Origin of the sequence: Solibacillus sp. FSL H8-0538, assembly GCF_038003525.1 — a bacterium.
GTDB lineage: Bacteria > Bacillota > Bacilli > Bacillales_A > Planococcaceae > JBBOPI01.
Map to the genome: position 1 here is coordinate 2,181,213 of NZ_JBBOPI010000001.1, position 16,096 is coordinate 2,197,308.

Sequence of the window (16,096 nt, forward strand, 5' to 3'; positions counted from 1 at the left end):
GGCGGCGAGTGTAGCTGACGGCATTCGCCTTTCGCTACAGAGCAAAGCTTCCTGCGGGAAAAGCGTGAGCCTTGAGACCCCGCACGAAGCGTTTAGGAACGAAGGCTAAGAACGCCACGTCCTGTGGCAACGCCTTCGTGACCAACATCGTGTTGGCCCGAGGAGGCTCAAGCCACGCCCGCGGAAAGCGTCCGCCTGGAGTGCAATGTGCTGTCGAGTTCAGATTTTGGTGTAGAGCCTTAATATTACGTAAAATATTCGAATTTCGCTTGAGGGAAAAATTTGGTCATATAGCCTGATAAATGCTCTTTTATATCTTCTTCTTCTTCTTTTTGATAAACATATTTGCCTATTCCATATTTCCCCCACTTATATCGTCTTTGGGATTCATCCAATTCCAATTTAGTCATAGGGTAGTTTTTTTCAATTACTTTTTTAGCAGGTTTTGTAAAGCGGTGTTGGATAAATTCAAACGTTATATCATCCCGCGCATCAAGCGGTAATTCTGCATGAAGGCGTTCGAACATATGATAGTACCCTTCCTTCCACCCTTCATGAAGGTAAATAGGTGCGACGATAAACCCAAGTGGATAGCCTGCTCTTGCTACTTTTCCAGCTGCTTCAATACGCTTATCTAAAGGAGACGTACCCGGTTCAAAGTTTTTAATAACATAATCTGCATTTACACTGAACCGAAATCTGGTATGTCCGTTATGCTGCGCATCCAGTAAATGATCCACGTGATGAAATTTTGTTACAAATCTCAACCGTCCATATTCCGTTTGACCAAAGTGTTCAATCGCTCTTTTCAATGTATGGGTTAAATGATCAATGCCGACAATATCTGATGTACAAGATGCTTCAAATCGTGTCATTTCTGGTACGCGTTCTTCAATATAACGATCAGCCGCTTCCAAAATTTCATCCACATTTACATATGTACGAATATACGGCTTGCTTCCCATCGTTGTTTGTAAATAACAATAATGACAATGCCCCATACACCCCGTTGCGAATGGAATGGCATATTCAGCTGAAGGTTTAGATGTATCAAATTTAAGCGTTTTCCGAATGCCCACGACAAGTGTAGATTTTGCAATTCGATACTTTTGAAAATCATTGTCACCTGGAAGATTTCGAACTTGATTATGGGAAGTCGTAGTTCGAATTTCTATCCCCATTTTTTCAAATTTGTCTTTCAACTCTTTTCCAAGTGGATAATTAAGCGCATTCGGTTCAAAGTATACAAGCTGGGGAGTAAATGGTTTTTTCATGAATGATCTCCCCCAAAATATTCTTGATACGCTAGTTCAGCCTCTGCTACGTTCGCATAAATCGCTAAATCTGTTGATAACGGATAATAAGTCTCATACAGAAAAAGTGCTAATTCAGTCGGTTTATCCGGGTTATTTACAACCGCTGCTTCTTGTATATTGGCTACATCTTGTATGTGCGGATTGCGATAAAAAATATAAACAATGTCCCCTGCATTATAATCATTCAGCATGTTGTCACCTTCCTCATGTCTTTAGACTTAGCTTGGCATAAAACGAAAAAAATTATGTCCCCCTATTTTTATTTATGATTAAAGGTTAAACGGGCCATCCTTTATATCACACACAATGATGCTCCTCTACGCTAACGGTAAAGAGGAATGCATCTGTGGAATATAAAAATATAAGGGCGGTAAAATGAAAAATAAAATCATTATTCATTATGTTAGTTTGTTAGTCGCTTCTTTGAATATTTTCGATGGTTTTGTTACCCACTATGGATTGAAAAAAAACGAAATCGAAGAATTTAATCCTTTCATGGATCTTTTGTGGGCAACAAGTCCCATCTTGTTTTTATGTGTAAAGATTGCTCTTTCAATGTTAATTTTATTGACCTCCTATTTTGTTTATAAAAAAAGTGCTGAACAATTTCAAAAAATATTTTCCATAATATTAATAGGAACCTTCTCAATGTATTTAGGCATCTTTGGGGTCCATCTTTTTTGGTTATCGTTGCTGTAGTTTCCAAACAAAAAATTGACGAACCATAAAAGGTCGTCAATTTTTGTTTTTAGGAATAAGTGCTGCTTAAATCTTAGCTCTTCTTTTCATCTGAATCTTTTTTATGCGTTTTTTTTGCCTCTGTAAAATCTACTTCTTCTCCAGCCTCCATATCATAACTTGGTTTGCTGTAGATTTGAGTAGTCGTACTTGCTCTGCTATCACTTACGTAATTGGGATCACTCTCATCATCCCCTAATTCTTTAGAAAGAATTGGAATAGACACAAGTCCTGCTAAACCAACAAGAGCATAGACCCATCTCGACAACATGGCAGCTTGTCCACCAAATAGATAGGCTACTAAATCAAATTGGAAAAATCCGATTAGGCCCCAATTGATGGCACCTACTATAACTAAAATTAAAGCAATCCTATAAACTACTCCCATTGATTGACACCTCCTTCATATTTAAAACTCATTAATACCAAAAATTGAACTCGTCATTTTAAACACTCATTATGACGCACTGTTATGTTTTGCAATTAACGTCGGTTTATACAAAGCAAAGAATATAAAAAATTTAAACACACGGAGAATTTAGAACGACTAGTATTTATTCCTCTAAATAATCATATTTCCGTGCTTCATCAGCATACTGTTGTGATATTTGGCCGTTTAAAAATTCATCCTTTGACACGTGTAATCCTTCCAGTGACGAAAACTTTTCTACTTCTTTCTCGTTGTCATACAATTCATTATAATCATCGAAATCACCTTTTAAATCTGAAGGGGTTTCCGAAGTACCATACTGGGCAACGGTTTGAAAGCTATCTTCGTAATCATGAATACCATCTTCTTTATCTCTACCTGCGAAGGAATTATCTAGTGGTGGAAGAATGACTTGTTCCTCTACTGGGCGATCTGTTGGTACCGATCTAGCTTCCGTATGCTCAATACAAAACGCAGTATAAGGTATCGCTCTTAATCGATCGTATGGAATGTCTTCATGGCATTCTGCACAAACTCCATACGTACCATTTTCAATCTTCTCTAGCGCCGCTTTAACTTGTGCTAATTCATCGTCACTATGCACCTTTAATGCCATATCTTTTTCGCGTTCATATAATTCAGTTGCTAAATCTGCAGGATGATTGTCCAGTGTAGATAATTCATCTGTTGAATCACGTAAGCTTTCACGAACGATTACTTCATCCTCATTGTCATCTCCTTTTAATGCACTTTTTTGTTCAATGAGCATCTTTTTTAATTTCGTTATTTGCTTTTCGGTTAGAATGGTCATCACGTCCTTCCTTATGATGATTAGTATGAGCAAATTGATGGGAAGTTATTTATTAGAAAGACACAACTCGCCCAAAATAGGGCGAGTTGATGTCCTTACTTATGTGGATGGGAAAGTTATACTTTCTTATCCACTGATAAAAAACAGTGAAGTGTCTACTTTAAAAAGTGTACACTTCACTGTTTTTACTTTACGGATTTTGTTTATTGTAATTGCATTTCTATAACTTCTCGGTCATTTAATAATTGAACAGGCCTGCTGTTATTTGGAAAAACAGCCTCGAAAGTAGCTATTTGTAATGCTGATATTTCAATCGGTTGTTCTAATATTATCCATGTTACTTCTTCCGAACAAGGTGGTGTTGTTAATGAGCCTTCATATTGAAAAACATTCTTTTTTTCAGGGAATAAGTTAGCAAGGTCTACGGAATTGCTTAACGGCACCTCCTGACTATTTGTTTTCTGAGGAAGCTTAGACCACAATTCGGTCAAGACTATATTTTCACTCCCCTCTCTAATTAGGAATCCAAGAATAGCCAGTTTCCCTTCGCCATTTGTATGCACAAGATGCCCTTCCATATCAAAACTTTGCCCATTTATTTGATGCTCACTCGGGTTATGAAAGTGCATTTGTACAAGCTTATATGCATCCCCACCGATTACTAGAAAATTGTCGCCAGAAGAATCCTTCGCTTGTATCGTATGCCCATTGTTATTGAGTGTAAAAGTTGTTGGCTTATACTTCATTTCAAAATCATTACTATTATCTAGCCTTCTGTTCACTTGGCCTATGTCAATTGGAGATTGTTCCATACCAAGTTCGCACTTAGAAAATTTGGAATCGATACTAGCCCATTCATTTGGTCCATTATCAGCTTCGTAAGACCAATTTGAAAGCTCTGCAACTGTATTTCTTTCGATTCCTAACGTTTTTTGCGTCCCAGGTCCCAACAAACCATAAATGGCAGTCGAAAGTAATATAAATGCAACCAATAATCCAGAATGATATTTAATATTCATAATTTTTCTCTCCTTTGCAGAGGTGCCAGCTCTCTACAAATAACGTAACCAAAAAACATGGATTATTAAACCATCAATTCTTTTTTTCATGGCATTTATAAATTTCCTCACCTAGAGTTTTTTTTAACTAATACACCTTGCTAAGCGCACAAACGGAAGCTATTTATAAAAAGTCACTATGATTTGTTTAAGCACGGTTCTATTTATCAATTGTTTTCAATATATAGTATATATTAGACAATAATAGGGGGGATAATTACATGCTAATGGTAGAATTAACTAATTTCAAACAATACAAAAATGCTACTTTCAATTTTGCTAAACATAACTTAATCTACGGTTCAAATGGATCAGGTAAAACATCAATAATCGATGCACTTAATCTTTTTTTCTCACAACAACATAACTTATATGGTAGTTTAATTGCCCAAGCTAATACCCCTAGTGAAATTAACAATTTATTTCAACACTACCTTTCAAACAAAATAAATGTACATCAAAGCCAACACCAATCACATTTTTCTCAAAAGAAAACAACATTTTCTATTACACTCAACTTCATTGTCAACGAAGAAAACTATTTTGTGAAAAAAAGTTATCATCCTACTGGGACAATCTCTATCTCTTATAATTTCGAGAGTGATAATTTAAAACATGAAATTATTAAAGAGTTTTTTGAATACCAATTTATTTATTATAAAAAACCTTCATTGACTAGGACTAGCCATCTAAGTCAGGGAGAAATGGCAATCAATTTTTTAACGAGTTCGCTGCATGAACTTGCCAATTTACTGAAACAAAGAGATTCAAGTAAAATGATTGTTGCTTTCGATGAACCGGATAGTAAAATTCATCCCGTTTATTTAGAACCTATTTTAAATCAAATAATTTCATTTAATATCATTTCAATTGTTACAACAACTAACGAATTTACATTGGACTATTATATAAAAAACAACTGCAATATTTCTCTTACACATAGAACTTATGAAACGAATCAGCAGGTTTCTATAATAGAACAATTTTTTCTCTCTGAAAGCACTTCAATTATGCCCGAACAGATTTACAGTTCTCCAATATTCCCGAGTATATCCTCTCCGAAAAAGGTCTTAATAGTAGAAGGTAAATTAGAGAAACAATTTTTCGAGGCATTGATTCATGACAAATTGAAGATACATGATGTGGAGATCATATCAATAGATGGGCAAGATAAAGTGTTAAGCGAAGAGGAGTTATCTCCGTTTCTACATGTATTAGGAGCCATGTCTGAGGAAAACTATTTAATCTATGCTATTTTTGATTTTGATTTAGATGGATTAGACTATGCAAAACAATTTTCCCAAATACTAAATAAAGATCAAATATACTTTTTTAACAGAAAAATGCTGGCACATTACATCAATCTCTATGACGAATCTCTAGAAGAACTACAAGCTCTATTTAACACGAACGCCATTTCTACTTATGTCTTAGAAGATTATTTAAAAAATTCGATAAAAACACCAAGGATTAGAAAACATCCTAAAAGTGCAAAAGTGCTATATGAATTACAAGAAACTCTATCGTTTAAACTTAAACGCTATCATCTAACAGAAGAAAAATTAACTACTGTATTAAATGAGTTTAGAGAATGGCTCCCTCAACAAATTAATATGGAAACGGAGCTGTATAAAAACGTACAGCAACGAAAGTTTAGTCCATTATTTGATGCCAAAAAAATTAACGAATCCAATATAAAGTTATCTGAATATACATCCTTAAAGAAGTTAATCATTCAAATTTTCGGTACTGCTCCTAATAAATTTACTCATGAATTATTTAAGTGTCAAAGAAGTTCAGTCCAAATTAAAGAACTTCAAAAATTAAAAGAAAAACTAAATATTCCTGATTATGTTATTAAAATAAACCGGACTACAATTGAATATTTGCCACATTATAATTTCTATGAGTTTAATAATTGTTCTAATGACGGTCTATTATCGAAGGATTTAGAAGACTTATTGGAGATTATAAAAAACTAGTCGCTGTTATTCGAGGCCACTGAAAAATTTGTAAAGTAATTTAACCAGTTCTTTAACGAGGAATCGTTTAAGAACTGGCTTTTTTCTATTAGAAAGACACAACTCGCCCAAAATAGGGCGAGTTGATGTCCTTACTTATGTGGATGGGAAAGGTATACTTTCTTATCCACTAATAGAAGGAACGAATTACACCCTGTTTCAACCCGATTCAGTCACAAACAAGCTCCCGACCGCTGTAATCGTTGTTGCTAAATCCTGACGGTAATGCGGATGTTGTTCTTTTAGGCTATTAATGCTTACTTCATTGCCGCCAAGGGATGAGTGGACGTATAAATCATCACCGATATACATTGCTACATGCTCTGGGAAAAATAATAAGTCCCCCTTTTGCATTAGCTCTCGTGAAATCTTCTTTATTGGGAAACCATCAACAATGCTCGCGTCTCGGTAAATGAGGACTCCGTTTAACATATATGCCATTGAACAAAGGCCTGAGCAGTCAATGCCAAGTGGTGACTTACCTCCCCAACGATATGGCGTGGCTAAATAGCTAAGCGCTGTTTGTACAACGTTTTCTCGTAGCTCGTGTTCGGACAGGCTGTTTTCGGCAATCCTTTTTTGAAGCCATTTACTGCGTGCATAGCCTAGTTCACCTGTCGCTAACTGAACGGTTGCCCACTCTGGATCCAGCTCCTCGTTACGTATGTATCGTACAGTTGAGCCTTTTACAAGTGTTATTAGCTTCGTACTTTGAATAAGTGGCTCCAGTAAAATATCGGCAAATCCTTGGCTAATGACATACGTTGCTTCCTCCTGCCAAATGCTCGTGTTCATATCATCAATGAGGAAATTGCTTTTCTGACAGTAACCTTCATAGCGATACGTTGTTTTTACGCGCACCCATTCGTCATCAACGTTTTCAAGTATTTGCACGGGCATGCCGTACAGTATCTCATCTGCCAGCTCAGACATGACATTGGGTTGCGAATATAAATTGACTATCATTGTTGTCGCAATTGCATTCATATAAATCTCTCCTCATTTCCTACTAGATGCGTATAAACAACTTTCGAAATGCGGCCGATTAGTAGCCTTGCATCGTCATTATTTGTAACCTCTGTGACAAAAACACCGATAATATAATCTTGCGTGTCACTATAGACAATCCCTACATCATGGTCAACCGTATCAAGACCACCTGTTTTATGTGCGATTTTTACATTTCCCACCAAATAACGCTTAAGCTTTTCATGATCTCGTTGGCGGCTCAAAATTTCAATCGCTAGTATACTAAAGGGCTGCGTTAATACGTCCTTCCGATAAATACGGGTAAAAAGATGTGCCATATCACGTGCAGTCGTAACATTGTCAAAGCCGTTCTTTAATCGTTCAAAGTCCATCATTTTACGCTGCAGTCGTGTTTTTGTAAGACCAATTTTCCGGAAATAATCATTGAGCGCCTCCATGCCGATATAATCAATCAGGACATTCGTAGCAGTATTATCGCTCGTAATAATCATCCATACTAATAGCTCATACAGTGCACTTTTTTCTTGGTACTGCTCCGTTAATACACTGAAGTCAACACGGTTCTCTGGATTGATTGCTATGACTTGATTGAGCGATTCATGGTTACGTTCTACATGATCTAGTACTGCAAGCAAAATCGGCACTTTTATCAGGCTCGCACTTGAGAATACCTCATCAAAACACTCACTGAAGATATAGTCATCTGCATTTGCTTCTTTTACAATTACATGCACCTTGTACGGTACTTCCTGTAGCATTCGCTGAATGGATTGCTTCATCTTACGTCACCTACTCAACAACTGTAATCGTCTGTGTTTCTGTGGTAAACGTAATTGTTTTCCCTAATGGAAGCGACATTGTTGGTAAGCAATGTCCACAGGCAATATCCATTAAAATGGGTTTATTTAGCGGCACTAAAATTTCATTAAAAATAGTTGCTAATGGCAAGCTACGTTCAGGATGGTCAGGATTTACTGGTCCACAGTTTGTCCAAGCCCCTAATAAAAAGCCCGCTGCGTCATCAAGCTTGCCCGCTAGCTGAAGCTGTGTCAACATTCGATCTACACGCTGTTCATTTTCATCAATATCTTCTAAAAATAATATTTTTCCCTTTGTATCGATTTCATACGGTGTACCAAGGGATGCTGCCACTAATGTTAAATTCCCACCAACTAGCTGACCTGTTGCCGTGCCTGATACTAGCGTGGTCATAGGCTGGCCTGGTGGATTTTCTAGGCGATATCCGTTCCAGTCAGTCCCCGTGACACTGTTGATAAAGTAATCCCAAGTATAGTCATCCATTTTTGGACTAATAAATTCCGTTGAAGGCATCGGCGTATGGTATGTGACGAATTCGCATTTTTGATTAAAGACGATATGTAGTGCCGTGACATCGCTATAGCCTACAAAAACTTTCGAATTCGCTTTGATCATCTCGTAATCAAGGCGTGCTAGGATTTTTGTCGCACCGTAGCCACCACGGATACAGAAAATGCCGTCAATAGTAGGATCACTAAACATTTGATTAATTTCCTGTGCACGCAGCTCATCTGAACCGCCTAAGTAACCATGTCTGACGCGACACGTTTCACCTACGACAACGTTAAAACCAAGCTTCTCAACACTTTCAATCGCCTTTTGTAAATTTTCTGGTGGCGTTGCGCCGGAAGCACTAATGAGACCAATTGTATCGCCTTTTTTCAATGCTTTTGGTGTAATCATCTGTTATACCCCCATTTTGGATGTGTTTCGGTAGCGTGTAATTTCCTCTTCGTTTGCCAGAACGAAGTGCCCTTTCTCAATTTCGACAAACGATGGTGGATTTTCTTCGTAGTTATGCTGCGTTGGATCATAAATTTCGACTACTTTTTTACGCTCTTTGTACGGATTTGGCTCTGGTACAGCGGTTAATAATGTCCGTGTATAGGGATGAATTGGGTTGGAGAATAGTTTTTCCGTCTCCGCTAACTCCACAATATTTCCCTTATAAATAACCGCAGTCCGATCAGTAATAAAGCGGACAATCGATAAGTCATGCGCGATAAATAAATAAGTTAAGTTGTTTTTCTCCTGTAAGTTTGACAGTAAGTTTAATACTTGCGCACGGATGGAAACATCGAGTGCTGAAATCGGTTCGTCCGCAATAATGAACTCAGGTTCCATTACTAATGCACGGGCAATCCCAATTCGTTGGCGCTGTCCTCCTGAGAACTCATGTGGGAAACGGCTTGCAAACTCTGGTAGTAGCCCTACCTCTAGCAATGCTTGACGAACCTTTTGTTGGCGATCTTGCTCGCTTGTAAAGTTTTTTGTATTCACGAGACCTTCTGAAATAATATAGTCAACTTTGGCACGTTCGTTTAGCGAGGCTACAGGGTCCTGAAAAATCATCTGGATTTTCTGCGTAATTTCGCGGTCCCAGTCCTTTGAGATTTTTCCATTAATCGGCTTGCCGTGGTACAAAATTTGACCATCTGTTACATCATTGATGCGCATAATCGCACGCCCAATCGTTGTTTTCCCTGATCCGGATTCGCCAACTAATCCAAATGTTTCGCCTTTAAAAATCTCAAAGCTGACATCATCTATAGCTATGAATTTGTTTTTTCCTTTACCAAAGACAACCTTTAAGTTTTTCACTTCGACTAATACTTCTCTATTGCTCATTGGCGTATCGTCTCCCTTCTTCAAAAAATGCTTGTAACGCTTCAGGAGGTTCTACTTTTGGTGCATGTGGATCGAGTAGCCATGTTCGTGCAAAGTGCGTGTCGCTCACTTTAAAGAATGGCGGACGCTGCTCGAAGTCAATTTTCAGCGCGTATTGATTACGCGGTGCGAATGCATCCCCTTTTATTTGCTTGAACAGGTTAGGGGGCGTTCCTTTAATTGAATAAAGTTGTTCTCCTTTCGTCCCCAGCTGTGGTAGCGAAGAAATAAGTGCCCAAGTATACGGATGCTTGCCGTTGAAAAACACCTCATGCGTTTGGCCAACTTCAATAATATCTCCTGCGTACATGACAGCAATACGGTCAGCTACTTTCGCCACAACGCCTAAGTCATGCGTAATATAAATGGTTGTTAAGCCATACTTTTTCTGAAGGTTTGTGAGTAGCTGCAAAATCTGCGCCTGAATTGTTACATCGAGTGCCGTTGTTGGCTCGTCACAAATTAACACTTTTGGGTTACACGCAATGGCAATCGCAATTACAATCCGCTGGCGCATCCCACCTGAAAATTCGTGCGGGAATTGCTTATAGCGTTTTTCCACATCATATATTCCAACGTCTTTCAGTAATTTAAGTGTTTCCTCGTACGCCGCTTTTCCCGTTAAGCCTTGGTGCAGGACAACACTTTCCTCGATTTGCTTGCCCACTGTTTTTAGCGGGTTTAATGATGTCATTGGATCCTGTGTGACCATCGCCACCTCTTTGCCGCGAATCTTCAACCAATCTTTCTCTGTTGTAAACTGCGCTAAATCATAATCGCTGTACAAAATCTGCCCGTGATCGATATAGCCGTTTTTATCTAGCAAGCCCATAATCGATTTCACGAGGACGGATTTCCCCGATCCAGATTCACCTACAATTGCAAGACTTTCGCCTTTATAAAGATCCAGAGAAATATCACGAATCGCCGTTAGGACCTGGCCACGTAGTTTGAATTTAATAACTAAATTTTGAATGGATAAAATTCGTTCATTTGTAAGTTTGTCTCCCACCGTAATCCCCCTCTACACATGATTTTTTGGATCTGCTGCATCCGCAAATGAGTTCCCAATTATATAGAAAGCAATTGTAATTACACTCAATACAATACTTGGGAAAATGAGCTGATAGCGTAAATCAGGTGACATCATGAGTACACGGCCTTCGTTAATTAGGTTCCCTAATGAAGGTTCACTAATTGGTAGTCCTAAACCGATATACGTTAAAAAAACTTCTGCGCCAATCGCAAATGGAATAGCTAAGCTCATACGCAGCATAATGACGGAAATTAAGTATGGTAATAAGTTTTTAATAATAATACGATAGCCTGGTGTCCCTAGACATTTTGAAGCTAAGTTATATTCGCGGTCACGCAAAATAACGATTTGATTTCGAATAAACCGCGCCATCTCCACCCAGCCTGTAATACACATGGCAATAATGATGGTCGAAATACTAGGACGTAAAATATACGACATTAAAATGAGCACAATCGTTGTCGGGATATTATCCACAATGTTATATAGCTGGGTAATCGGCATTTCAAGTTTACGCGAAAAGCCCCACAGCGCACCGATTGTAATCCCAACGACTGCCTCAACTAATGCCACCGCAAAGCCAATAAATAATGATGTCCGCGTCCCTGCCCAAATACGTGACCATAAATCTTGGCCAATTGAGTTCGTACCAAACCAAAATTCGGAGTTCGGTGTGATGTTTCGTGCCTGTGAACCAGTCTGCTCATCGATATAAATTTCTGTGGGCGACTTCTGCAAAGGGAAGTACGGCTGAAGAATCGTAAAAGCCACAATAATAAACACGACAACTAGCAAAAAGACTGCCAGACGATTTTTCAAAAACGATTTCCATGTTGAACGCCAATACGAGTAATTAGAATAGGCTGTTTCTTCGGCTTTATTGTCATCCGTTACTGCAAACTGAAACAGCTCTTCGGTCGATTTTTCAGAGATGTTCGTAATTTCTTCTCTATAGATGCCCATTAGCGTACACTCTCCCCTTTACCTAACTTAATACGTGGATCAACAAGTGCCATCGCAATATCGCCTAAAATCAGACCGATAATTCCAAGTGATGAAAAGACAAGTACTAGACCTTGTACAACTGTGTTATCCTGACGCTGAATTGCATCAACTAGTAAGCCCCCCATCCCTGGAATGGAATACAAGGATTCAATGTAGATGGATCCTGTGATGGTAAAAAGAATCGTTGCTGGTAAGTATTGCGCCATAGGAATAAACGCGTTGCGCAGCACATGGCTGAACATTAATGTACGTTCCTTTACCCCTTTTGCGCGTGCTAGCTTAATATAGTCTTTGTTTAACTCATCGACCATATAGCGCCTCATCCACATTGCATACGACGCAATCGGTGCTAATGCCATCGAAATAAGCGGTAACATCCAGCTGATTGGATTGTACTCATCAAATAGCATCGGCAAATGGAAGATATCCGTAATATACATTTGAATGACTAAGTAATAGACCGCTGCAGGTACGGCAACGATGAAGACAATATAACCTGTCCCTAATCGATCGAGCCAACGCCCCTTCAGATGCGCCATCATAATTCCTAGTGGTACACCGATAATCAGTGACAGAGCAACTGCGCCTAATCCGAATAGCAATGAATACATAATTTTATCCCCGATAATTGTGACAACTGGCACATCTGTACGGTATGTAACAGACTTTCCTAAATCCCCTTGCAATAAATTCCCGTAAAAATTCCCCAACTGTACAAGTATCGGGTCACGCAGACCTAAATTCGTTAAATACACTTCCTGTTGCTCTGGTGACATTTTCTCCGCAGCTGCACCTAAGTACCCTTCTTCAGGCATTAAACGCAGTAATGAGAAAACAATTGTGATAATGATAAAAAGTGTTAACACTGACTGCAACAATCGTTTTCCTATGTACCACAACATAATTTAAACCTCCTTACTATTTAGAGAATAAGAAAGAATGAAGGAGATGCCGAATACTAGGTTTCGGTCATCTCCTTCGTAACGAATAATCATAACGAGTAGTTATTTAATTAGCACTTGGCCATGTTCTTTCCTTGTTCTTACTTTGCTAAAGCAGCAGCACGCTCTTGCTCCCACTTCGCTAAAGCTTCCTTGAACTCGTCATTACTCATTGGCTTCTCTAAAATATGTTGACCTTTAAATTTCTCTGCTGTCACGCCAAATGGTGAGTATTGTGCTTCAAATGGATTTAATTTAGAAGCGACATAGCCACTACCCCCTACTGAGTAAGGAATGACAAACGCTTCCTCAATTAAGAAGGCTTCTGCCTGAGCAAATAACTCATAGCGTTCTGCTGGTTCTACTTTTGCTTTTGCTGCATCGACTAAGTTTTGGTATTTTGATTTTCCATTTGCATCTGTGTAACCTTCAGCAAGCTCTGGCTTGTTGTAAGTGCCGCCTTCAGTGAATGGATCTGTATAAGTTGATGGATCAGCAAAATCTGGGCCCCAGTTTACTTCTAGTAACGCAAACTTACCTGGACGACGAACTTCTGATAAGAAGCCTGTTGCTGGACCTGGCTCCACGATAATGTCGACATAATCTGCACCTAATAACTTTTCAACCTGCTGCTCAACAACTTGTGCACGGTTTGCCCAGTCTGGACTACCTGAGTTGTATGGCATTAATACTTTTACCGGGAATGTCGCTTTCCCTTCCAGTTCTTTCATTACTTTTTCCTTGTACTCAGATGCTAAGTCTTTGTTAAATGAATCGCCATTTGTAATGGCTGCTAATGGCGCTAATTGTGTATAATCGACACCATCTACATCCACAAAGTTTTGTGGCGTAATGCTATTGCTAAGCAGATCTTGTGGATTGTATGGCTCCAATGTTAACATCGCTGATACACGGTCAAGTGCATGGTATAGCGATTTACGGAAGTCTTTGTTATTCACTACAATCTTCCAATTTTCTGGATCATACTGTGCATCAAATTGTGGGTCAAAATTTAACGCATAGAAATACGTATAAAAGTCATTTTGACTTTGACGAACAAGAGATTTCTTCTCATCGTCATTAAACCATTCATCAATAATTGATGATGGAATGCTTGCCGTATCAATGTCGCCACGTAAAAATAATTCTGGAGCTACAGTTGCTGCTTCTTTGTTATATTTATAGCGAATACGGTCGATAAACACATTGTCTTTAGCCCAATATGTATCGTTTTTCACAAGTACACGCTCATTTTGTGGTTCGAATTTATCTAAAATATATGCACCGTTATAAAGGAAATCTTCACGAGAAGTTCCGAAGCTTTCGCCTTTTTCAGCTAAAAACTCCCCATTCACTGGGAAGAAACATACATAGTTCAGCATAGAAAGGAAATAAGTTGTTGGTGCTTCTAATGTGTACTCTAATGTATGCTCATCAAGTGCTTTAACACCAACTTCAGCAAAATCTGTAACCTCGCCGTTGAAGAAAGCGTCACCGTTTTTCACAACAGTTGCAATCCACGCTGTTGATGATTCATTTTTTGCATCAAGTACATAGTTTAATCCGTCAACAAAGTCTTTTGCGACGAAATCTGCATACTCCTTACCGTCATGTGTTACCCATTTCACGCCATCACGCAGCTTGAATGTCCAAACTGTTGCATCGTCATTTGAAGACCATTCTTCTGCTAAGCCTGGTTGTACGACACCATACTCATCATACTCAATCAGTCCGTCAACTAAGTTTGCTGCAACCGCAAACTCATTTGTATCAGATGTTTTTAAGTAGTTTAATGTTTTTATTTCTCCAGAATAAACTACTCGGTACTCAGATGCTTTTTCTTTTTCTTCTTCTTTTGAAGCATCATCACTACACGCCGCTAAAAAAACTGCAACCATGCACGTCAAAAGTAATAAATACTTTTTCATAAGAAACCTCCCCCTTGTTACTCTTTTTATAATGAAAACCCTATCCCGGATGCATCCGTCATCGTAATGCGTTCACTTGCGAACACCGGACCACCTACAATAGGATCTTTCATACATAAACTTGGTCCGTCCAAATCCACCATTGTGATATTTTTCTGGGCCGCAGCAAAGTGAGCCGCTGCACTAACGCTAATTTTTGTTTCCAACATGCAGCCAATCATGCACTGAATGCCATTCGCTTCCGCAATTTGGCAAAGCTTCTGTGCTTGATAAATGCCACCCGTTTTCATGAGCTTAATATTGATTAAATCTGCAGCACGCTTTTCGATAATCGTTAGTGCATCCTTTGGTGAGAAGACACTCTCATCCGCCAAAATATTTGTCAACGTATGCGCTGTAACATATTGCATACCGGCAAGATCATCGTAGTGAACAGGCTGCTCGACTAACTCAATATTGGTATTGGCATCTTCAAGAGAACAAATAATACGTACCGACTGCTTTGGTGTCCACCCTTGATTCGCATCCACACGTAATGTAATCGCTGATCCAACGGCTTCACGTATCGCAATCACACGAGCGGCATCACCTTTAGGATCCTTGCCTACCTTCACTTTGAGGATGTGAAAACCTCGCTCTACTGCGGCTAAGCTATCTTTTACCATCTCTGCCGTGTCATTCACGCTAATCGTAATGTCTGTGATTAGTTCCTTTCGATAGCCACCTAATACTTTATAAAGCGGGGTGTCATAGCGTTTCGCAAATAAATCATAAATTGCCATATCCACCGCGGCTTTAGCACTAGTGTTTTTGTAAATACTTTTGTCGAGTCGCTCCATGATTTGTGCGATATCCTCTATGTCCATTCCGATAATGGAGGGTTTTATATACGCTTCGATGGCATGGGCAATCGACGCCTTCGTCTCACCTGTAATAACTGCAGTTGGTGCCGCTTCTCCAATTCCAATCTGCCCGTCATCGGTATGCACATACACTGCTACATTTTGAATACTATGTACCGTACGTAGCGCTGTTTTAAAAGGCGTAATGAGCGGAGCCTCTACTTCGGCAACGATAATGTTTGTAATTCTCATTTTTCCACCTGCTGTCTATTTG

16 protein-coding genes are annotated in these 16,096 nt (G+C 39.0%); 2 read left to right on the forward strand and 14 right to left on the reverse strand.

Annotated elements, in window-relative coordinates; translation table 11 throughout:
• Window positions 1-245: 245 nt before the first annotated feature.
• Both splB and MHH87_RS10310 read right to left on the reverse strand, forming a co-directional pair.
• On the reverse strand, window positions 246-1,274 hold the full coding sequence (gene splB, locus MHH87_RS10305; protein ID WP_340749218.1) for a spore photoproduct lyase: 1,029 nt from the start codon (window positions 1,272-1,274) through the stop codon (window positions 246-248).
• Window positions 1,271-1,507 carry a transcriptional regulator SplA domain-containing protein gene (locus MHH87_RS10310; RefSeq protein ID WP_340749219.1) on the reverse strand — a complete coding sequence of 79 codons (237 nt, stop codon included), beginning with the start codon at window positions 1,505-1,507 and terminating at the stop codon, window positions 1,271-1,273. Before MHH87_RS10310 ends, splB begins: the two co-directional genes overlap by 4 nt.
• Window positions 1,508-1,691: 184 nt before the next feature.
• Between MHH87_RS10310 and MHH87_RS10315 the strand changes: the two genes are divergently transcribed.
• Window positions 1,692-2,015, forward strand: a complete 324-nt coding sequence (locus MHH87_RS10315; RefSeq protein ID WP_340749220.1) for a DUF5658 family protein — start codon at window positions 1,692-1,694, stop codon at window positions 2,013-2,015.
• Between the two features lie 73 nt (window positions 2,016-2,088).
• On the opposite strand, the gene MHH87_RS10320 is transcribed toward MHH87_RS10315, so the two are convergent.
• The 3 genes from MHH87_RS10320 to MHH87_RS10330 form a co-directional block, all read right to left on the reverse strand.
• Window positions 2,089-2,442 carry a DUF378 domain-containing protein gene (locus MHH87_RS10320; protein ID WP_340749221.1) on the reverse strand — a complete coding sequence of 118 codons (354 nt, stop codon included), beginning with the start codon at window positions 2,440-2,442 and terminating at the stop codon, window positions 2,089-2,091.
• Between the two features lie 166 nt (window positions 2,443-2,608).
• Window positions 2,609-3,295: a TraR/DksA C4-type zinc finger protein gene (locus MHH87_RS10325; RefSeq protein ID WP_340749222.1), complete on the reverse strand. Its 687-nt coding sequence runs from the start codon at window positions 3,293-3,295 to the stop codon at window positions 2,609-2,611.
• 203 nt (window positions 3,296-3,498) lie between these two features.
• The gene (locus tag MHH87_RS10330) at window positions 3,499-4,314 is read right to left on the reverse strand and encodes a carbonic anhydrase (protein ID WP_340749223.1); all 816 of its coding nucleotides are present in this window, start codon (window positions 4,312-4,314) and stop codon (window positions 3,499-3,501) included.
• Between the two features lie 260 nt (window positions 4,315-4,574).
• Between MHH87_RS10330 and MHH87_RS10335 the strand changes: the two genes are divergently transcribed.
• Window positions 4,575-6,335 carry an AAA family ATPase gene (locus tag MHH87_RS10335; RefSeq protein WP_340749224.1) on the forward strand — a complete coding sequence of 587 codons (1,761 nt, stop codon included), beginning with the start codon at window positions 4,575-4,577 and terminating at the stop codon, window positions 6,333-6,335.
• A 198-nt stretch (window positions 6,336-6,533) separates the two neighbouring features.
• On the opposite strand, the gene MHH87_RS10340 is transcribed toward MHH87_RS10335, so the two are convergent.
• From MHH87_RS10340 to MHH87_RS10380, 9 genes are all read right to left on the reverse strand, one after another.
• Complete coding sequence (locus tag MHH87_RS10340; RefSeq protein ID WP_340749225.1) at window positions 6,534-7,361, reverse strand: C40 family peptidase; 828 nt, start codon at window positions 7,359-7,361, stop codon at window positions 6,534-6,536.
• Window positions 7,358-8,143 (reverse strand): serine hydrolase, encoded by a 786-nt coding sequence (locus MHH87_RS10345; protein WP_340749226.1) that lies wholly within the window; start codon window positions 8,141-8,143, stop codon window positions 7,358-7,360. Before MHH87_RS10345 ends, MHH87_RS10340 begins: the two co-directional genes overlap by 4 nt.
• Window positions 8,144-8,153: 10 nt before the next feature.
• On the reverse strand, window positions 8,154-9,086 hold the full coding sequence (locus tag MHH87_RS10350; protein ID WP_340749227.1) for a S66 peptidase family protein: 933 nt from the start codon (window positions 9,084-9,086) through the stop codon (window positions 8,154-8,156).
• 3 nt (window positions 9,087-9,089) lie between these two features.
• Window positions 9,090-10,031, reverse strand: a complete 942-nt coding sequence (locus MHH87_RS10355; protein ID WP_340749228.1) for an ATP-binding cassette domain-containing protein — start codon at window positions 10,029-10,031, stop codon at window positions 9,090-9,092.
• Window positions 10,021-11,082 carry an ABC transporter ATP-binding protein gene (locus MHH87_RS10360; protein ID WP_340749229.1) on the reverse strand — a complete coding sequence of 354 codons (1,062 nt, stop codon included), beginning with the start codon at window positions 11,080-11,082 and terminating at the stop codon, window positions 10,021-10,023. The genes MHH87_RS10355 and MHH87_RS10360 overlap by 11 nt, the downstream gene beginning before the upstream one ends.
• Before the next feature lie 12 nt (window positions 11,083-11,094).
• Complete coding sequence (locus MHH87_RS10365; protein ID WP_340749230.1) at window positions 11,095-12,069, reverse strand: ABC transporter permease; 975 nt, start codon at window positions 12,067-12,069, stop codon at window positions 11,095-11,097.
• Window positions 12,069-13,013, reverse strand: a complete 945-nt coding sequence (locus MHH87_RS10370) for an ABC transporter permease (RefSeq protein ID WP_340749231.1) — start codon at window positions 13,011-13,013, stop codon at window positions 12,069-12,071. Before MHH87_RS10370 ends, MHH87_RS10365 begins: the two co-directional genes overlap by 1 nt.
• 140 nt (window positions 13,014-13,153) lie before the next feature.
• A complete protein-coding gene (locus MHH87_RS10375; protein ID WP_340749232.1) occupies window positions 13,154-14,980 on the reverse strand; it encodes a peptide ABC transporter substrate-binding protein in 1,827 nt (608 codons plus the stop codon).
• A 26-nt stretch (window positions 14,981-15,006) separates the two neighbouring features.
• On the reverse strand, window positions 15,007-16,074 hold the full coding sequence (locus MHH87_RS10380; RefSeq protein ID WP_340749233.1) for a dipeptide epimerase: 1,068 nt from the start codon (window positions 16,072-16,074) through the stop codon (window positions 15,007-15,009).
• Between the last annotated feature and the right edge of the window lie 22 nt (window positions 16,075-16,096).